Raw genomic sequence first — 19453 nt, 5'->3', positions numbered from 1 at the left:
TACTTCAGATCGTTGACAATGCCTCTGCCCAAAGAACCCAGCAAACCCGCAACCACACTGAACGAAATTCCTCCAATTTCGGTGCCCAGAACCAAAAAGCCGGCCCGAAGCACAGAATCACTCGAAGTACCCAACAACGCAGCGAAAACCCCATTGGTTCTGGCGAGCAATAACGCTCCGACAGCGAAGGCGCCAGAGTCCAACCGAACACGCAACATACCCAAGGCCGCTTCGTCAAAAGCCAAAATACCTGCACAGACTCCCGCTGGGAAACCACGCCGCCAGGTCACACTCACTGGCAAAAAGATATTTGTGCTCGACACCAATGTGTTGATGCACGACCCGATGTCCTTGTTCCGGTTTGAAGAACACGATGTTTTCCTGCCGCTGATTACGCTGGAAGAACTGGACAATCACAAGAAAGGCATGTCGGAAGTAGCACGCCATGCACGGCAGGTGAGCCGCTCGCTGGACGCATTGATGGAAAACATCGATGACATCGAGAAAGGCGTGGCATTGGACCGACTGGGCAATGTGGACGCACTGGGCCGCCTTTTGGTGCAAACCACTGAACTGGCTGCTGAACTTCCAAAAACCCTGCCCGTTGGGAAAGCAGACAACCAGATTCTGGGTGTGGTGTTTGCCCTGAGCAAACTTCACCCTGAACGTGAAGTTGCCCTGGTGTCCAAAGACATCAACATGCGCATCAAGGCCCGCGCGCTGGGTTTGTTGGCTGAAGACTATTTCAATGACCAGGTACTTGAAGATCGGGATTTGCTGTATTCAGGCATCATGGAATTGCAGTCCGATTTCTGGGAGAAGAACAGCAAAGGCATTGAAAGCTGGCAACAAGGCGGGAGCACCTACTACCGCGTCAGCGGTCCCGCTGTAAAAGACATGATGGTCAACCAGTTCGTGTATTGCGAAACTGGAATCCCCTTGATCGCACAAGTACTTGAAGTCAATGGCCGCACCGCAGTGCTTAAAACCCTGCGCGATTTCAGCCACAACAAAAACAGCGTGTGGGGAATTACTGCAAGAAACCGCGAACAGAATTTTGCACTGAATCTGCTGATGAACCCGGAATGTGACTTTGTCACCTTGCTGGGCCAGGCAGGTACGGGCAAAACCTTGCTGGCCTTGGCTGCTGGCTTGTCGCAGGTGCTGGAAAGCAAGCAATATTCAGAAATTATTGTGACCCGCGCCACCGTGCCGGTGGGTGAGGATATCGGCTTCCTGCCGGGTACGGAAGAAGAAAAAATGGCCCCCTGGATGGGCGCGTTTGAAGACAACCTGGAAGTGCTGAACAAGCCCGACCCCAGCAGTGGCGATTGGGGCCGCTCAGCCACGACCGACCTGATTCGCACCAAGATCCGGATCAAGTCCATGAACTTCATGCGCGGTCGTACCTTCATCAACAAGTTCCTGATTATTGATGAAGCACAAAACTTGTCACCCAAGCAAATGAAAACCCTGATTACCCGGGCTGGCCCCGGTACCAAGGTGATTTGCCTGGGTAACCTGGCGCAGATCGACACACCCTACCTGACTGAAGGCTCATCGGGCCTGACGTATGTGGTGGATCGATTCAAGGGCTGGCCACATGCCGGGCACATCACCTTGCAGCGTGGAGAACGTTCGCGTTTGGCTGATTTTGCGTCGGATAACCTTTAAGTCGCATTGAACTGTGCCTTGCAAGTTGATTGCAAGGCGCAAATTTCTTCGCTTACTCAGACGCAAATCCTAAGGCGTATGTCCAAAAGCACAGCTTTTTATTCGTTTGCTCAGGCGCATGCCGTCTTCCGCCTGAAAGCCTGAACTCTCCCTTGTTGTTGATCCCACGACCTAAGCGCACCCGCTAAAAAGAGGGCGGGCTGCGCTTTCGGCTTTCAGCCGAACGGTCGTGGAATTCAACACAAGGGCAGGCTTTCTTGAATGGCGGTGCGAGGGCAATGCAGCCTTTGCAAACTTGAAGTGGCTGCGCCTGCGACTTGCGATTTAAAGGATGCACGCCGTTTTTATCCCCCGGGGGGAATTGCCAGACAAAAAATTGGTACCCCATGAACTGAATATGTTGGTATGTGCGGTCAATTCAAAATCGGTAATTATTCATGACCTTCAACATCAACAAAGCAATAAAGAAGCTCGTCAGCATTGCAAATACCTCGTCCCAAGGCAAATGCGCACTTCATGTGCGCTTGGCTCTGGACGCTGGCGGCATTTAAATCAGACCAACTCTTGGGCAGGCCAAGCTTTATGATCCAGTACTATCAAGGTACGGATTGAAACTAAATCGATACAGCAAAGGGGTATTGATTGATTCATCAAGTTGCAAGAATTATTCACCTGAAGCTGGCGATATTGCAGTCATCCCCAACGTTGAGGGTGGCAGACCGGAGGGACATATCGCAATGTTCACAGGAAAGGAATGGATTTCAGATTTCAAACAACGTGACATGTGGGGTGGTCCGATATACAGAAAGGCAGATCCCGATGTAGCCATCTATCGATTCCCCAAGGACAGTAAATGAAATTTTCACGGAATTTTTCAGTTGTAATCGGGCTGCTTTCCGCTCTTGGCCTTGCAGTTGTTTTGTGGTTTTTAAATGAAAAATCTGAGCCTAAAGGCGTAGATTTTGTTCAGCATACATATGCTGAGCTGTACCACGAAAACTCAAATTCTTCCTCGTTGGACAAAGCTGATGAAATTTACTCATCAACACTTCTGGGGCTGATTAGAAAAGAGCAGCAACAACAAATTGCATCCGGAGAAATCGGCAAAATTTCTGCCGATCCATTGTGTAATTGTCAGGACCCTGCATCAGTTCAAATTGTTGAAATAACACCTGGAGTTTCAAAAGATGGTCAGGTAACAGTTCGGGTTACCCTCTTGGTTTCCGGAATGACTGAAAAGCTAAGGCTTGATCTGGTTCGAGAAACCGGAAGATGGAAAATTGATGATGTCACTGGTGAACAGACTACAAGTTTGCACAATAGCTTGATCGAGGACTAAACAGGGTCACAGAGCTTACCGAGGATGCAAACTAGCGACTTGTGACTTGCGACGTTGAGTGAATCCCCGCCCTTTCACCGACGCAAGTTCACAGCCTGTGAGGTGTTCGTTTGCTGCATCAACTTGCCGATTCAGGACAAGGCTTCCCTGCTGATTCGCAGCGCGGGGCGATTGCGCTAGCAATCGATGCGAAGACGCTTTGCGTTTCGCATACCCCAAGCCAGAATCAACAAGACGGGAAATCAGCCTTGTCCAAGGCGAGATGAGCAGCAACGAGACCGAAATAGGCTTGCGATACATTGCCTTGTCAAAGGTGGGACACGCAATAACGAACGCCGAACAGGAACGTTATTCGCTTTCGGGTTGCGGGCCAGCGTAGTTTTCAAACTTGGTGTACATACCCAGGAAAGTCACGCGAATGGCGCCAATCGGTCCATTACGTTGTTTGCCGATAATGATTTCCGCCGTGCCTTTGTCCGGCGAATCGGGGTTGTACACTTCATCGCGGTAAATGAACAAGATCACATCCGCATCCTGCTCGATCGCACCGGATTCACGAAGGTCACTCATTACCGGGCGCTTGTTGGGTCGCTGTTCCAAAGAACGGTTCAACTGCGAAAGCGCAATCACCGGGCAATTCAATTCCTTGGCCAAACCTTTCAATGAACGGGAAATTTCGGAAATTTCAGTGGCGCGGTTTTCACCCGGCGACGAAGAACCCATCAATTGAAGGTAGTCGATGATCACCAAACCGAGCTGGCCACATTGGCGCGCCAATCGGCGGCAGCGCGCCCGCACTTCCATGGACGACAAGGCAGGCGTTTCATCAATGAACAGCTGCGCGTTCTGCATTTTCTCGACCGCATAGGTCAGGCGCGGCCAGTCTTCGTCAGTCAAGCGGCCTGTGCGCAACCTATGCTGGTCCAACCTTCCGACAGAGCCCAACAAACGCATGGCCAACTGCGTGGCACCCATTTCCATGGAGAACACGGCCACTGCGTGGCCCTCCTCCACAGCCACGTGTTCGCCAATATTCAAGCTGAAGGCGGTTTTTCCCATTGAGGGTCTTCCAGCCACGATGATCAAATCGCCAGGCTGCAAACCCGATGTTTTGCTGTCCAGGTCCACAAAACCTGTGGAAATACCCGTGATGTCGCTGGTGCTGTCACGATGGTACAACTCGTCGATTCGTTCAACCACTTTGCTGAGAACAGGCTGCAAATCCTGAAAACCACCCGCGCCGCGTGCACCGTCTTCAGCAATCTTGAAAATCTTGCTTTCGGCTTCATCGAGAATGGTTTTGGTGTCTTTGCCCTGGGGATTCAGCGCGGTGGTGGCGATGTCATCGCTAATCGTGATGAGGCGGCGCAACACTGCGCGGTCGCGCACAATTTCCGCATAGCGGCGAATGTTGGCTGCTGATGGGGTGTTGGTGGCCAAGGTATTCAGGTAAGCCAACCCGCCGACGTCCTCGGCTTTGCCCGAGGACTGAAGCGATTCATACACGGTGATCACGTCGGCCGGCTTGGACCCGTCGATCAGCTTGGCAATGTGCTCAAAAATAACCCTGTGGTCATAGCGGTAGAAATCATCAGCTCGAATCACATCACCGATTCGGTCCCAGGCCTGGTTATCAAGCAGCAAGCCCCCCACAACCGACTGCTCGGATTCAAGCGAGTGCGGCGGTACGCGAAGACCCGTCATTTCTTGTTCTGTAAGTCGATTCTCGGACATAGGTTCACAATAGAAAAAGGCCACCTTGGGGTGACCTTTTTTGTTGGTTCAGGCAGACCAAAAGTATAACCGAATGTGGCTTGACCCTTGGACTTAAATAGGATGTTTCACCCAGCCTGAAACCGATGCTGTCAGCTGGCCTTGATCAGGCAGCTTCGCCAGCCACTACAACCTTCACATCCACAACCACGTCGGGGTGCAGTGATACGGTTACAGTGTGCTCGCCAGCAATTTTGAGTGCGCCGTTGGGCATGCGAACCTGTGCTTTTTCAACTTTCAGGCCAGCAGCATTCAAAGCAGCAGCGATGTCGTGGTTGGTTACAGAACCAAACAGACGACCGTCCACCGCAGCTTTTTCGCTAAGGCGAACAGTGGCTTCAGCCAACTTTGCGCCCAAGGCTTGTGCAGCAGACAACTTGTCAGCAGCAGCTTTTTCCAGCTCGGCACGGCGTGACTGAAATTCAGCGATTGCTGTTTCAGTGGCGCGCTTGGCTTTGCCGTAAGGAATCAGGAAGTTACGCGCATAGCCGTCTTTTACACGAACCACGTCACCCAGTTGACCCAGATTGGGCATTTTCTCAAGAAGAATTACTTGCATTGTGAGCTCCCGAGCTGCTTAGTGGTTATCGGTGTAAGGCACCAAGGCCAGGAAACGTGCGCGCTTGATCGCTGTGTCCAACTGGCGCTGATAGTTCGCCTTGGTACCAGTGATGCGAGCAGGCATGATCTTGCCGTTTTCGCCGATGAAATCTTTGAGCGTGTCGATGTCTTTGTAATCAATCTGCTCTACTTTGCCCACTGTGAAGCGGCAAAACTTCTTGCGCTTGAACAGGGGGTTCTGTTGTGGACGACGTCCCTTGCGATCATTTTTACGACCAAAAGCCATAATATTCTCCAACTAATTCAAGTCTTCAACATTCGCGCACTGCGCAAACATGGAATCGAAGACTTTTTGATTTGTGCGAACGAAGAGCAACAAATCCAGACCAGTTCTTCAGGCTTCCCAATTCCAGTCCATTCACTTGGCTAGCTGCAACCCCAAGCGCGAGCGCTTGAACGGTACATTTCACCAATCTTGGCTTGGAGGCTTCAAGCTGTTCACTTTCGTGTTCGAGCTCAAACTCGCAAATGGGCAAACCTGCCGGGGTGTAACGCAACACAGATTTCGCAATCAGTGTGCCGGTCAAGGTAAGCTGGTTGATACCTGCCTTTCCTTCTTCCCCGAACTTGCTTGAATTTGGTTTCTCTTCCTCCTGATTCATCGATTCAGTCAATGGGTTTGACGATTTACTCGTCGTCACCTTCGTCTGAATCGGCGCTGTCGTCATTTGAAGACGCAGTGGCAGAAGCGGCTTTGCGCTCTTGCTCACGCTGAACTTCCTTCATCATTGGAGAAGGTGCTGTTTCAGCTTTTTTCATCTTCACGGTCAGGTGACGCAGTACGGCATCGTTGAATTTGAACGCAGTTTCCAGTTCGTCCAGAACTTCCTGGCTGCATTCGATGTTCAACAACACATAGTGTGCTTTGGCCAGTTTCTGAATGGGGTATGCCAATTGGCGACGGCCCCAGTCTTCGTGACGGTGAACTTTGCCGCCGTTGGCTTCGATGATTCCACGATACTTCTCAACCATGGCTGGCACTTGCTCGCTCTGGTCGGGATGCACGATGAAAGCAATTTCATAGTGACGCATTGATTAACTCCTATGGATTTTCCACAATTGGAAAAGCCACCACACCCCCGTGGTGTAGTGGCAGGTAACCCGAAAGTATAGTGGGTTTTTGCTCACCTGACAATGTTAAAGCCAATTGGCAGGCGAAATTTCAATGAAATCAGGCGTTTTGATCCTGCAAACGCTTCTTTTCCATGTCACGCAGCTCGCGGCGCAACACCTTGCCCACGGGGCTCTTGGGCAGGTCTTTCATGAATTCCACGTGGCGTGGAATTTTGTAGGCTGTCATGTGCTTGCGGCAATGCTCGATCACCTGCTCGGCTGTCAGGTTGTTGTCTTTCTTGACGACGAACAACTTCACGGCTTCGCCAGTTTTGCCATCTGGAACGCCAACCGCTGCCGCCTCGAAAACGCCTTCCAGCATCGTGGCGACGGCCTCAATCTCCTTGGGATAGACATTAAAGCCCGACACCAGAATCATGTCTTTCTTGCGATCGGTGATGTAGAAATAGCCGTTTTCATCCATGTAAGCGATATCGCCAGTCTTCAACCAGCCGTCCTGGGTCAGAATTTCGGCTGTTTCACGCGGCTTGTTCCAGTATCCGCGCATCACTTGCGGGCCTTTGACACACAACTCCCCTTCCTGACCAACTGGTAACTGATTGAAGTCGTCGTCGCGAATGGTGACGTCTGTGGACGGTACAGGCAAGCCAATAGAGCCGTTGTATTCTTCGTGGAGCGGATTAATACACACTGCAGGGGAGGCTTCTGTCAGGCCGTATGCTTCCGACAACCGTGTGCCGGTGACCTTTTTCCAGCGGTCAGCCACAGCGGGTTCAATGGCAGCACCGCCGCCAAGTACAAGCTTCACATGTGAAAAATCAACCTGCTCAAATCCGGGCGTATTCAACAAACCGTTAAACAGGGTGTTAACCCCTGTGAGGGCCGTGAAAGGCACAGCAGTCAAGGTTTTGACAAACGCTTTCATGTTGCGGGGGTCTGTGATCAGCAAGCTATGCCCGCCCACTTTCAGGAACACCAGAATATTGGCTGTCAAACAGAAGATGTGGTACATCGGCAGCGCCGTGATGGCGATTTCCTTGCCTTCTTCAATGTCCTGGTTAAGCCAGGCCGAGGCCTGTTGTAGATTGGCCACAATATTGCCATGGGTCAGCATGGCGCCTTTGGCCACACCTGTGGTGCCACCTGTGTATTGCAAAAAGGCCAAATCGTCCTGGGTGATATTGACCTTTTTCAGTTCATTGTTGGAACCCAGCGCCAACGCTTTCTTGAAAGTAATGGCGCCGGCAATTTTGAACGCAGGCACCAATTTCTTGACATATCGAACCACGAAATTGAGCAACACGCGCTTGAAAAAACCGTGCATTTCGCCCATGGAGGCCAGCACAATGTGCTCAACTGGCGTGTTTTTCAGTACTTTATCCAGTGTGTGGGCCACATTCTCGAAGACCACGACCACCTTGGCGCCGGAATCACGAAGCTGATATTCAAGCTCGGTGGGGGTGTACAGCGGGTTGACGTTCACTACCACGAAGCCCGCCCGGATCGCGCCCAATATGGCGACAGGGTACTGCAACAGATTCGGCATCATGAAAGCAACACGATCGCCCTTTTTCATGCCAGGCAAACTTTGCAGGTAGGCACCGAAATCGCGTGTGAGCGCATCAAGCCGGGCATAGGTCATGCCCGTGCCCATGTTGCTGAATGCGGTGTTATCCGCGAATTTGCGACTGGCATCCTCGAAAATATCCCGAATGGAGGGGTACTGATTCAAATCAACCGCCGTGGGTACTCCGGGTGGGTAGCTTTGAATCCAGGCTTTATCTGTCACAAACGTCTCCTTCATTGCGCACTGCCGTGCTTCGCGACTGGTTGGTATTGGGTGGCAACAATACCGGATTATCAAAGAACATGGATTCTAAAGCACTCAAAATGCAATGTGTACCTGCCAGCAAGCTCAGATCAAGGAAATTTCGACAAGGTACCTTGTCGAATACCGGACAAAATTGACATTTCACGTTCCTGAATAATCTGGAAAAAAAGCGTGGGCTTGTCCAGCGCCGAAAAGGCTTCAAGGCCAATACTCAGAAAATTGTGGAAATCTTCTAAACCTGCCTTTTGCGCTGCACCACGGGTCATCCGCATCAATGCGCCCAGAAACGGCAATTTGACAAGCTTTCGCAAAGATTCACCCACCTCTTGAACCAGAAATACCTGCTTTTCCCGAACGGCAAACTGCGCCTGGCGTTTGAATGCGTCAATGTACATCTTTTCCTGAAGTGATTTATCAGAAAACCATTCTTCAGCATTGATTAAGCTGCTTATTTCATCATCCATCAATTCTGCAAGGTAATCCATGTAAATCACTTTGCGCACGGTATCTACAGCACCACCGGGCAACAGTTTTTCGAGCTTGGGCAGCACCCGTTCCACTTGGTGATCGCGCAGGCTGACATCGTGGGTGCAATACAGTTGGTCCAGAAAAAAGCGACAAGCCTTGTGCATACCCTTGCTTTCAAGTAAATCCTGATAAGTATTTTCCAACCGATTGTTTTGAAATATTTTTACATCTTTTTTCAAGAGTAAAAACTCTGCTGATCTGCCTTCACCACGGCGCAAGGCAGTGATGGCTTTTTGAAGCTCCAAAGGAGAGGAATGAATGTCGATCATGGCGGCAAGATAAAAAGTAGATTGGCGGAGCTCCAGGTCAATTGCTGCAAGGCAGCACAAATCAGACATGGAAAATAGTCAAAATTTATGTTTACATTCGTTAATGTTAATCCGAAGAGTGAGACAACCATGAATGCCCCATCCAAAGCACACGGACAAGAATTAACAGCAGCAGAACTCAAAGCAACTTTGGAATCACTGAAACAGGCCTGTCGAATCAATCCATTTCCGGAGTGGGAACAGCGAAAAGCATGGCTTTTGGCGCTGAGCGACATGATCTACGACAACAAACTGCGTTTTGCGGAAGCTATTTCTGCCGACTTTGGTTACCGGTCACAAAATGATACGTTGCTGGCCGAGGTGTTTCCCTCTCTGGAAGGAATTCGCCACGCGGTGAAGTATGGCAAAAGCTGGATGAAGCCGCGCAATCATGGCGCGAGTATCTGGTTCAAACCAGCCAGCACCCGTCTGATGCCGCAGCCTTTGGGTGTGGTTGGCGTGATCGTTCCCTGGAACTACCCCCTGTTTTTGACCATCGGCCCCATGATTGCAGCGCTAACAGCGGGCAACCGTGTGTTCATCAAGATGAGTGAATACACCCCCCGCTTCAGCGCCTTGATGGATGAACTGCTCAGCAAAACCCTGGGCCGTGACCTGGTACAGGTCATTAATGGCGGTCCTGAAGTGGCTGCTGAATTCTCACGCCTTCCCTTTGATCACCTGCTATTCACGGGTTCCACGCCGGTTGGCAAGATGGTCATGAAAGCGGCCAGTGAAAACCTGGTGCCCGTTACGCTTGAACTGGGCGGAAAAAGCCCCGTAATCATCACGGCACCCACGGTGGCGAACCGGGGCCGATTCGAAAACGCGATTGCCCGTACGCTGTCAGGCAAGTCGATCAACGCCGGCCAGACCTGTATCGCACCCGACTACCTGATGGTTCCGGAAGGCTGTGAAGAAGAACTGATTTCACACGCCAAGGCAATTATTGCCAGACGCTTCCCGGATGGCATTTTGTCCAAAGACTTCACTGGAATTGTGTCGGATCGCCATGCTGCACGCTTGCAGCGCTTGCTGGATGAAGCAGCGGAACAAGGCGCTCGCATTGTGACACTGATGAAAACAGCTGAAGGCGCTGGCCGCAAGGTGCCCATGACGCTGGTGTTCAACGCAAAACCCGACTCCATGCTGATGAAGGAAGAAATTTTCGGCCCGGTACTGCCAGTTGTGACCTACAAGCGACTGGACGATGCACTGGATTACATCAATGAAAGGCCGCGTCCCTTGTCCCTGTATTTGTTCGATGACGAATCGAAGACACAAGACCTGGTCATGAAACAAACGATCGCAGGTGGAGTTTGCTTGAACGAGACCCTGTTCCACATCGCGCAGGAACACTTGCCATTTGGCGGGGTGGGCGATTCTGGCATGGGCCATTACCACGGCAAGTTTGGTTTCGACACCATGACGAAACTCAAGCCCATATTCAAACAGAACCGTTTCCACGTGATGGAAATGTTGTCACCCCCCTATGACAACAAGATGTTTGCATTCATGACCAAACTGCTGACCCGCAAGGTATAAGCTCGATATTCATGAACAGACGTCGATTCATTAAATTGGGTGCCACTGGCTTGTTGATGGCTGGCGGCCTTGGGTGGCTAGGCAGGCATTTTGCGAAAGTGGATGTGGTGGCAGGGCGTTCCGTGGTTTTGCCACAGCACCGTCCCATGCTGCATGCGTTGGCCGAAGGCTTGCTGGATCCGGCATTGCCTGCCACTGGCAGGCAGGAAGCCATTGAAGTGGCGGTGAATGCATTCATCGAAGCCACAAAAACACTGGCAGCAAGCGCACAGGCCGAGTTGGGGCAACTGCTGAACATTCTGGAGAACCCAGTAGGCCGCAGGTTGATTGCTGACCTTGGCACAAACTGGGAGAAGGCCACACCGGCTCAAGTCCAGGCGTTTCTGATTTCATTCAGAGACCACCCTATTCCCGCACTGCAACCCGGCTACCACGCGCTTCACGACCTGATGATGGCTGGCTGGTATGGCCAGCCTGGCCAATGGGTTGACATGGGTTACCCCGGCCCACCCTTTCAAATTGCCTGACCTGTTTGACCACCTAGCCAACCAATGAACGAACAAGAAATCAAGCCTATGGGTACTTTGGTGCCTGACACTTTTGCCGCGGGTATTGCAAGCGGCTGGAATGCGTTTGAAGCGCATTCACGCGAGCTACCCAAACAGATGACAGCCGATGTGGTCATTGTCGGCACCGGTGCGGGGGGAGGTATCACGGCCGAAATTTGTGCGAAGGCCGGACTCAAGGTGTTAATGATCGAGGAAGGTCCACTTAAAACCTCGAAAGATTTCAAGATGCTGGAATCGGTGGCCTACCCCACCCTGTACCAGGAAAGCGCAGGCCGCAAAACCGCAGACAAGGCCATCAATATCTTGCAGGGTCGCACGGTGGGTGGGTCCACTACGGTGAACTGGACTTCCAGCTTCAGGACACCGGCGGACACGCTTGCATTTTGGCAAAGCCGGTTCGCCCTGAAAGACATGACAGTTGAAAACATGGCACCCTGGTTTGAACAGGCTGAACGTCGCCTGAACATTGCCGACTGGCAGGTACCACCCAACGAGAACAATGACATATTGCGTCGCGGTGCCGAAGCCAAGGGCATTTCCTGGGGCGCCATTCGCCGCAATGTGAAAGACTGCTGGAACCTGGGCTACTGCGGCATGGGTTGTCCAACCAATGCCAAGCAATCGATGCTGGTGTCCAGCATCCCGGCGGCGCTGGAGCAAGGCGCACAATTGATTGCATCCCTGCGTGCGCATTCATTCAAGATTTCTCAAGGCAGCATCCGTTCGCTTCGCTGCCAAGTGATGAATCCGGACGGTGTGCTGCCCTCGGGCAAGGAAGTGGAAATTACAGCCAAACATTTTGTGCTGGCAGGTGGTTCCATCAACAGCCCTGCCGTCTTGCTGCGATCCAACGCACCCGACCCCCATGACCATCTGGGCGAAAGAACCTTTTTGCACCCGGTGCTGGTTTCTGCTGCAAAAATGGCCGAAGAGGTTCGCGCCGATGCCGGTGCACCGCAGACCATTTACAGCGACCATTATTTGCACACCGATCCGATTGATGGCCCGCTGGGTTTCAAGCTGGAAGCCCCACCCTTGCACCCCGTGATTTTTGCATCGACCCTGCCTGGTTTTGCCAAAAAGCATGCGGACATCATGCGCAACTTTTCCAAAACCCACATGCAACTGGCCCTGCTTCGCGACGGCTTCAATTCAGACAGCCAGGGCGGGCGCGTGCGGCTGAACAGCGATGACACACCCGTGCTGGACTACAAACTGACACCCGCAATCTGGAACGCAGCAAGGCGCGCACTGGTGGCCATGGCCGAACTGCAACATGCTGCAGGCGCGGAGTTCACCTTGCCGGTACATGAACATGCCAAACCAGCCAACAACATTGACGAAGCATTGAAGCAGATCAACGCACTGGAAATGAAGCCCTTGATGATGAAAGTGGTTTCCGCACATGTCATGGGTGGATGTGCTATGGCCGGTGAGGAAAAGCTGGGCGTGGCCCGCCCGGATGGCCGACACTGGCAGATTGAAAACCTGTCAATTCACGACGGTTCCCTTTTCCCGACCAGCATTGGGGCCAATCCACAGCTGTCCATTTACGGATTGACCAACAAGCTCAGCCAGCAACTGGTGGCCGAGTTGACGGGTCAAGCTGCACCGGCCTTGGCCTGAACATGATCCGGCACCTGAACAGGCTTTACTGGATCGGCTACCTGACCGCCCTGCTTGGTCTGTACTGGGTGTTGAAAAACTGGTTTGGCATGGCCATGGATGACGCTGCGATTGGCGCCCTCGCCCTTGTCATAGGCTCGCTTTTTCTGGCTCACGTGGGTTTCAATATTTCCGGTTTTGCCTTGTCGTACAGTGTTCGTCAAATCCCTCAGATTCGCGACAAGGGCATGCCATTTCACAGCACCGAAGGGGAGGGCTTTCATCGCCTGAACGTCCCGCGGTGGATCAAGGCTGTCACCGTTGAAAGCCTGGCATCATTGAAACTGGTGACACTGCTGCAACCGTGGGCACCCAACCCGGATGGCATCGCACTGGCGGGCAAAACCTGGCGCAAGAAAAAACCCCTGCCCGTGCTGCTGGTGCACGGCTACCTGTGCAATTCGGCTGTTTGGGCGGGCACCCGTGCGCTGCTGGAACGGGCGGACGTGAGTACCCACGCCATTACACTGGAACCGGCCATCGGCTCGATTCGCAGTTATTCCGAGGCCATTCACGAGGCAATCGACGAATTGCTGGTGGCCACAGGTGCACCCCAGGTCAAAATCATCGCACACAGCATGGGTGGCGTGGCGGTGCGTTACCACGCAACCGAGTATGGCCACCACCGCATTGCAGGAATGATTACCGTGGGCAGCCCGCATTACGGCACTGCATTGTCTACCTTGGGGATTGGGAAGAACGTGAAGCAGATGGCATGGGGAAGCTACTTTCTGAAAACACTGCGTGAACACCCCACTGACCGGGAATTTCAAACCAAAATATGGTCGCTGTGGAGCCCGCAAGACAACATCGTGTGCCCACCCGTGTCCAGCAAACTGGAATTTGGAAAAAACACCGCCGTGCCCGGTTGCGGGCACGTGGCCTTGTTGAACGACTCCACCACGGAAGACCTGATTCTCAACTGGCTTGCAGAAGATGCACAGGCCTACCCTTTGGCAGAAAACCGCGCCTGAGCGATTTCCTGCCGCACCAACCCTTAGAAGTGAATACCTTGCATCAGGGTTGAGAAAGCCACCTGTTCTGCCGACGGCCCGCCTCCCTTTTTGCCCTTGGCTGCCGATTCGGAATCGGGGAACATCCTGAACGAGGTGTTCATCAGAATTTGCGCGGGTTTGGGTATCAGCGCATGCATCACCTGCCCCAGCACGCCCAACCGTGTAGCAATACGCACTGGCTTGTGAATCACCGCTTGGGCAATCAGGTCGGCAGCCTGTTCAGGGCTAAGCGTGGGCACATTGTTGTACAGCTTGGTGGGCGCAATCATCGGGGTGCGCACCAAGGGCATATTGATGGTGGTAAAGGTAATATTCAAATCCGCAAATTCAGACGCGGCACAACGCGTCCAGGAATCAAGCGCACCCTTGGACGCCACATAAGCTGAAAAGCGTGGTGCGTTGGTCAGCACACCAATGGAGGAAATGTTGACCACGTGGCCTTTGCGCCGTTCCATCATCTTGGGCAGCAAACCGTACGTAACCCGCAAAGCCCCAAAGTAATTCAACTGCATGGTGCGCTCCAGGTCGTGGAAACGGTCAAAGCTGTTTTCAATGCCACGGCGAATTGAGCGGCCCGCGTTGTTCACCAGCACATCCACATGGCCAAAATCATTCAGAAGTTGCGCAACAAAGCGGTCGCAGTCCTGCATGTCTGCAATGTCCACTGAATAGGTATGCAGGGTATTGCCTTCCGACTTGATCAAGGCCTTGGCTTCAGCCAGCTTTTCCTCATCTCGACCACAAATAATGGTGATGGCACCTGCTGCCGCAAATTTCTGCGCTGCGGCCAAGCCAATGCCCGATGAACCCCCGGTGATCAGCACCACCTTGTCCTTGACCTGGCCATTCAGGCTGCGGTCAATGAACAAATCGGGGTCCAGGTGGCGTTCCCAGTAATCCCAAATGGCCCAGGCGTAATCTTCAAGGCGTGGGCATTCAATGCCGCTGCCATCCAGTGCCGCCAAGGTTTGCCGGCAGTCGTAGCGTGTTGGCCAATTGATGTAGCCAAACACTTCTTCGGGCAAGGCCAGATCTTTCAAAAGAGCATTGCGAATACGGCGCACCGGGGTCAAGCTCATCAAGCCTTTCTTCACGGCACCCGGCACGAAACCAAACATGGCCGCGTTGATGCGCATTTCCATTTTCGGCGCATGGGCCGCGCGCGCAAAAATATTCAGCACATCACCAATTCGACCGGGGTTTGGGTCCACCAGGTGAAAAGCCTTGCCATCCTGATCGGGCAAGTGGGCAATGTAATCCATGGCGTTCACCACGAAATCAACGGGTACGATGTTGATGCGACCACCTTCGATGCCAATCGTAGGCACCCATGAAGGCAGCAGTTTGCGCATTTTCTGGATCAGCTTGAACAGGTAGTACGGCCCGTCAATCTTGTCCATTTCACCGGTTTTTGAATCGCCCACCACGAAGCCCGGGCGATATACGCGCCAGGCACCTTTGACTTTCTTGCGAACAATTGCCTCTGAATCGTGCTTGGTGCGAAAGTATGGGTGATCCAGGTTCTCGGCTTCCTCGAACATGTCTTCACGGAAAATGCCTTCATACAAGCCCGCCGCTGCAATTGACGAGGTCAACTGAAAACAGCCCGCTCCAACTGCATTGGCCAGGTCCACCGCATTCTCGGTCCCTTTGATATTGGTCTCGTGTTGGCTGTCTGCATCGGCTGCCAAATCGTAAATGGCCGCCAGGTGAAAAAAGTGAGCGATGTTCTTGCTGAGTTCCTTGATTTCGGTGGCCTTCAAACCCAGCTTTGGTTTCGTCAGGTCCCCCACCACAGGCACACACTGCCCTTTTTTGGCTCCCCAGTACTTTTGCAAACCAGCAACCTTGTCCAAGCTGCTTTCTCGTATCAGAAAGTAAATGGTCCCTTTGCGCTTTTGTTCAACCAGGCGCTTGACCAATCGTTTACCAATGAAGCCCGTGGCTCCGGTTACAAAATAATTCATAGATGTCTTCTCCGCGCAGGGTTTATTTTTAGAAGTTTTGGGCAATGCGAATGGTTACTATAACTGCCTGCCCTGATTTCGCAAACAGCCACCACTTAAGGTCGCACATGTGTAAGCAGGCTGCTTACGGGAAAACACGTGGTAGGGTTTAGTGTGCCTTCTCTAGTGCGTGATCGATAAACTACTACAATAAGGAAAAAGGCAGTGGTCTGACCTGGCCGCTTTGCCATCACAAGGAGAGACAACATGGCCGGTAAGAAAAAACCCATCAAGGACGCAGTCGACAGCGCACAGCAATTGTGGAGCGCGGGCGTAGACGCCATCAACAAGGCACAGGAAGAAAGCAACCGAGTGCTTGAGAATTTGGTCAAGGAAGGCCAGGAAATCCAGGAGCGAACAGTGAAATTTGCAGATCAGAAAGTAGTTGAAGTGACAGGCAAAGTCAGCAAGCTTGCGGGCTCCATGTCCAGCAAAGCCACACAACATTGGGACAAGCTTGAGCAGGTGTTTGAAGAACGTGTGGCCCGTGCGCTGAGCCGCTTGGGTGTACCTACCAACAAAGACGTGCAACAGTTGACGGAACGCATCGACCAGTTGTCAGCAACCATCCAGGAATTGACTGGCCAAAAAGCAGATCCCAAGTCAGCCCCAGCCAAGCGCCCTGCCGCACGCACCAAGAAGTCTGCTGAATAACACAGCACGCTGACGACTGCAAGACCAATGGCGGTCTTGCAATTCAAAGCCAGGGTTCGGAGTCAACACCTGCATGAACAATAAAAACTCAAGCCCAAAAATCGGGCTGGCACTGGCGGGCGGCGGCCCGCTGGGTGCAATTTACGAGATTGGGGCCTTGGTTGCCCTATCCGAGGCCATTGAAGGCCTCGACCTCAACGACATGCAAGTCTACGTGGGCGTATCAGCCGGTGGCATTGTGGCAACTGGCTTGGCCCATGACCTGACACCTCTGCAAATTTACAAATTATTCATAGAAGGCGAGCCTGAAGAGCTGGCATTCGACCCGTCCATTCTGCTGCGCCCGGCCTGGAAAGAATACTGGTTGCGCATGCGCAAAGTGCCGGGTCTGCTGGGCACGGCTGTTTCCGACTATTTTTTGCGTGATGATGTCACTTGGGTCAGCTGCATTGAACGCTTGGGGGCAGCCATACCCACTGGTTTGTTCAACGGCGATGAACTGCACGAATGGATGGCCGACCTGATTGCCAAAGGTGGCGGCACCAACGATTTTCGCAGCCTACGCAACCGCTTGATCCTGGTTGCAACCGACCTGGATTCGGGCGATTCCATCCCTTTCGGCATGCCCGGTTTTGATGACATGCCAATTTCCAAGGCAGTTCAAGCATCGGCTTCCCTGCCAGGCCTGTTTCCACCCACGCGAATTGCAAACCGGCATTACGTGGATGGTGCACTGAAAAAAACATTGCATGCCTCTACCGCCTTGAAAGAAGGCGTGGAACTACTGATCTGCCTGAACCCGCTGGTGCCTTACGACGATCGGCTGAACCCCAAGAACCACCGCCGCCGCACAAAGGGAAAGGCGTTTCAACCGGGCTCGCGCCTGTATGAAGGCGGGTTGCCACTGGTGCTGTCACAAACATTCCGCTCCATCATTCATTCGCGCATGGACATCGGGATGGAACGCTACGGACACCAGTACCCCAACGCAGACATTGTGCTGTTCGAACCCCAGCATGGCGACGGCGAGTTCTTTTTCACCAACCCATTCAGTTATGCAAGCCGACGCCGCCTGTGTGAACACGCGTACCAGCGTACCCGAGAGGAACTCTGGAACCGGCGTTACGACTTGGCCGAGAAGTTTTCGCGCCACGGCCTGGAGTTGAATCTGGATGTCTTGAAAGACCCGGCACTTCACCTGACCCACAAAACCAGCAAAAAACCGGCACGTGCAGGTTCCATGGTTTCCAAGTTCGACCAGCTCGAAGACTCGCTGAACGAGCTGGATCGTTATCTTCGTGTCGCAAAAACACGGAATGCGGCATAAACAGCTGTATCGGTGCTGATTTATCAAGGGATCAGCACCACAAAATGCTATAAAACAACGTAGACTTACACGATTAATAAAACCAATAATGACTTGCTGAAAAAAGTTTTTGATTCATCCGAAACTTTGGCCAGACAGGAGACGACCCGAATATGGAACGCAAGCCTCCAAGAAGAACAAGAGAACGAATTCTTGATTTGTCACTTCGACTTTTCAACGAATTCGGCGAGCCAAACATTACAACCACCGTGATCGCTGATGAAATGAACATCAGCCCGGGCAACCTTTACTATCACTTCCGCAACAAAGACGACATTGTCAACAGCATCTTTGCAAGCTTCGAAAAAGAAATCGATGGTTTGCTGGATGTGCCCGGCAACCGCCAAGCCAATATCGAGGACGCCTGGTTGTACCTGCAGGTATCTTTTGAGCTGATTTGGCGCTACCGCTTTTTGTACCGAGACCTGAACGACCTGCTGTCACGCAACCGCACACTGGAAATCCACTTCAAGCGCATTCTCAAGCACAAGGTGGATGTTGCACGCCGTCTGTGTGAGGGGCTGGTTGAATCGGGTGACATGATGGCTTCCCAAACCCAGATCAACGCACTGGCCACAAACATGGTGGTGGTGGCAACTTACTGGTTGTCGTTTGAATATGTGCGTGATCCACGCCACTTCAATGACGAGGCCACGATGAGTGCCGCACTGGCCAATGGCGTTTACCAGGTGATGTGCCTTTTGGCGCCCTATTTGCAGGGCAATGCCAAGGAACTGTTTGAAAGCCTGGCGCAATCCTTTATTACTGACGAAAACACATAACAAGACCTAGGAGATTTTATGAGCGACTTGAAAGCCCGTTTCGAGAAAGCAGTGGCAGAATCCAAATCACTGCCTGCCCGCCCCGACAATTCAACCCTGTTGAAAATTTATGCTTTGTACAAGCAATCAACAGATGGCGACAACACAGGCAAGCGCCCCGGTTTTACCGACTTGGTAGGCCGCGCGAAGTTTGATGCCTGGAAAGGCATGGAAGGCACCAGCAACGAACAAGCGATGCAAAATTACATCGACCTGATTGAGTCATTGAAATAATCAAGTTGATTACAAAAAAAAGACCAGCTTGAAGCTGGTCTTTTTTTGACTGTTCGTTTCAGCCAGTCGTTAAGGCTGCTTGAAAAACTCGGGGAAATCACGCGGGCTTGCAGACACCACATCCAGTTTTGCCGCCACATGCACGCACACTGTGCGGCACAGTTCCACCACGGTGGGCTCTTTGACCTGGTAAAGCACCAGCGTTCCCTCTTTACGGCGTTGTAGCACACCCGCCCGGTACATCAGATTCAAATGGCGGGAAATGTTGGATTGCGTGGAGTCCACTTCATCCACAATGTCATTGACCGACTTTTCACCATTGCAAAGGGCATGAATGATTTTCAGGCGTGTGGGCTCAGAGAGCACAGCAAAATAGCCAGACACTTGTTCAAGCAGGGAATCCAGTTCACTCATAGCATGACCATCGTT

Annotated in this window: 19 protein-coding genes; 10 read left to right on the top strand and 9 right to left on the bottom strand. The window is 52.4% G+C overall.

The window, feature by feature from the left end; translation table 11 throughout:
• Window positions 1-18: 18 nt before the first annotated feature.
• Together RGQ30_RS06670 and RGQ30_RS06665 are read left to right on the top strand one after the other, a co-directional pair.
• Window positions 19-1674: a PhoH family protein gene (locus RGQ30_RS06670; protein ID WP_130556657.1), complete on the top strand. Its 1656-nt coding sequence runs from the start codon at window positions 19-21 to the stop codon at window positions 1672-1674.
• An 853-nt stretch (window positions 1675-2527) separates the two neighbouring features.
• Entirely contained in the window at window positions 2528-3013 is a 486-nt protein-coding gene (locus tag RGQ30_RS06665; RefSeq protein WP_130556659.1) for a DUF3828 domain-containing protein, read from the top strand.
• A gap of 348 nt (window positions 3014-3361) precedes the next feature.
• Here RGQ30_RS06665 and RGQ30_RS06660 read toward each other — a convergent pair whose 3' ends face one another.
• The 7 genes from RGQ30_RS06660 to RGQ30_RS06630 form a co-directional block, all read right to left on the bottom strand.
• A complete protein-coding gene (locus RGQ30_RS06660; RefSeq protein WP_130556660.1) occupies window positions 3362-4747 on the bottom strand; it encodes a replicative DNA helicase in 1386 nt (461 codons plus the stop codon).
• Window positions 4748-4892: 145 nt separating this feature from the next.
• On the bottom strand, window positions 4893-5345 hold the full coding sequence (gene rplI, locus RGQ30_RS06655; RefSeq protein WP_130556661.1) for a 50S ribosomal protein L9: 453 nt from the start codon (window positions 5343-5345) through the stop codon (window positions 4893-4895).
• An 18-nt stretch (window positions 5346-5363) separates the two neighbouring features.
• Window positions 5364-5633, bottom strand: a complete 270-nt coding sequence (rpsR, locus tag RGQ30_RS06650) for a 30S ribosomal protein S18 (RefSeq protein ID WP_130556662.1) — start codon at window positions 5631-5633, stop codon at window positions 5364-5366.
• 25 nt (window positions 5634-5658) lie between these two features.
• Window positions 5659-6009, bottom strand: coding sequence for a primosomal replication protein N (priB, locus tag RGQ30_RS06645; protein WP_298217383.1), 351 nt, complete (start codon window positions 6007-6009; stop codon window positions 5659-5661).
• 25 nt (window positions 6010-6034) lie between these two features.
• Window positions 6035-6439, bottom strand: a complete 405-nt coding sequence (gene rpsF, locus RGQ30_RS06640; protein WP_130556664.1) for a 30S ribosomal protein S6 — start codon at window positions 6437-6439, stop codon at window positions 6035-6037.
• 139 nt (window positions 6440-6578) lie between these two features.
• The gene (locus RGQ30_RS06635; protein WP_338284852.1) at window positions 6579-8270 is read right to left on the bottom strand and encodes an AMP-binding protein; all 1692 of its coding nucleotides are present in this window, start codon (window positions 8268-8270) and stop codon (window positions 6579-6581) included.
• Window positions 8271-8401: 131 nt separating this feature from the next.
• A complete protein-coding gene (locus tag RGQ30_RS06630; RefSeq protein ID WP_130556666.1) occupies window positions 8402-9178 on the bottom strand; it encodes a DUF8198 family protein in 777 nt (258 codons plus the stop codon).
• 60 nt (window positions 9179-9238) lie between these two features.
• Here RGQ30_RS06630 and RGQ30_RS06625 point away from each other — a divergent pair, with 60 nt between their 5' ends.
• From RGQ30_RS06625 to RGQ30_RS06610, 4 genes are read left to right on the top strand one after another with little or no spacing between them, the layout of a single operon-like run.
• The gene (locus RGQ30_RS06625) at window positions 9239-10693 is read left to right on the top strand and encodes a coniferyl aldehyde dehydrogenase (RefSeq protein WP_130556667.1); all 1455 of its coding nucleotides are present in this window, start codon (window positions 9239-9241) and stop codon (window positions 10691-10693) included.
• 11 nt (window positions 10694-10704) lie between these two features.
• Window positions 10705-11220 (top strand): hypothetical protein, encoded by a 516-nt coding sequence (locus RGQ30_RS06620; protein WP_130556668.1) that lies wholly within the window; start codon window positions 10705-10707, stop codon window positions 11218-11220.
• A 24-nt stretch (window positions 11221-11244) separates the two neighbouring features.
• The gene (locus RGQ30_RS06615; protein ID WP_130556669.1) at window positions 11245-12888 is read left to right on the top strand and encodes a GMC family oxidoreductase; all 1644 of its coding nucleotides are present in this window, start codon (window positions 11245-11247) and stop codon (window positions 12886-12888) included.
• A gap of 2 nt (window positions 12889-12890) precedes the next feature.
• Window positions 12891-13901: an alpha/beta fold hydrolase gene (locus RGQ30_RS06610; protein ID WP_130556670.1), complete on the top strand. Its 1011-nt coding sequence runs from the start codon at window positions 12891-12893 to the stop codon at window positions 13899-13901.
• Window positions 13902-13924: 23 nt separating this feature from the next.
• Here the strand turns inward: RGQ30_RS06610 and RGQ30_RS06605 are convergent, their stop codons facing one another.
• The gene (locus RGQ30_RS06605; RefSeq protein WP_130556671.1) at window positions 13925-15910 is read right to left on the bottom strand and encodes an SDR family oxidoreductase; all 1986 of its coding nucleotides are present in this window, start codon (window positions 15908-15910) and stop codon (window positions 13925-13927) included.
• A 246-nt stretch (window positions 15911-16156) separates the two neighbouring features.
• Here RGQ30_RS06605 and RGQ30_RS06600 point away from each other — a divergent pair, with 246 nt between their 5' ends.
• From RGQ30_RS06600 to RGQ30_RS06585, 4 genes are all read left to right on the top strand, one after another.
• Complete coding sequence (locus RGQ30_RS06600; protein WP_130556672.1) at window positions 16157-16603, top strand: phasin family protein; 447 nt, start codon at window positions 16157-16159, stop codon at window positions 16601-16603.
• Between the two features lie 73 nt (window positions 16604-16676).
• Window positions 16677-17930, top strand: a complete 1254-nt coding sequence (locus RGQ30_RS06595; protein ID WP_130556673.1) for a patatin-like phospholipase family protein — start codon at window positions 16677-16679, stop codon at window positions 17928-17930.
• Between the two features lie 152 nt (window positions 17931-18082).
• Window positions 18083-18751, top strand: a complete 669-nt coding sequence (locus RGQ30_RS06590; protein ID WP_130556674.1) for a TetR/AcrR family transcriptional regulator — start codon at window positions 18083-18085, stop codon at window positions 18749-18751.
• A gap of 18 nt (window positions 18752-18769) precedes the next feature.
• Window positions 18770-19024 carry an acyl-CoA-binding protein gene (locus tag RGQ30_RS06585; RefSeq protein WP_130556675.1) on the top strand — a complete coding sequence of 85 codons (255 nt, stop codon included), beginning with the start codon at window positions 18770-18772 and terminating at the stop codon, window positions 19022-19024.
• Between the two features lie 69 nt (window positions 19025-19093).
• Here the strand turns inward: RGQ30_RS06585 and RGQ30_RS06580 are convergent, their stop codons facing one another.
• On the bottom strand, window positions 19094-19438 hold the full coding sequence (locus RGQ30_RS06580) for an ArsR/SmtB family transcription factor (RefSeq protein ID WP_130556676.1): 345 nt from the start codon (window positions 19436-19438) through the stop codon (window positions 19094-19096).
• Between the last annotated feature and the right edge of the window lie 15 nt (window positions 19439-19453).

Source organism: Limnobacter thiooxidans (genome assembly GCF_036323495.1).
Lineage (GTDB): Bacteria > Pseudomonadota > Gammaproteobacteria > Burkholderiales > Burkholderiaceae_B > Limnobacter > Limnobacter thiooxidans.
The sequence above is the reverse complement of the archived record's forward strand: the minus strand, read 5'-3'. Positions and strand labels throughout refer to the sequence as shown.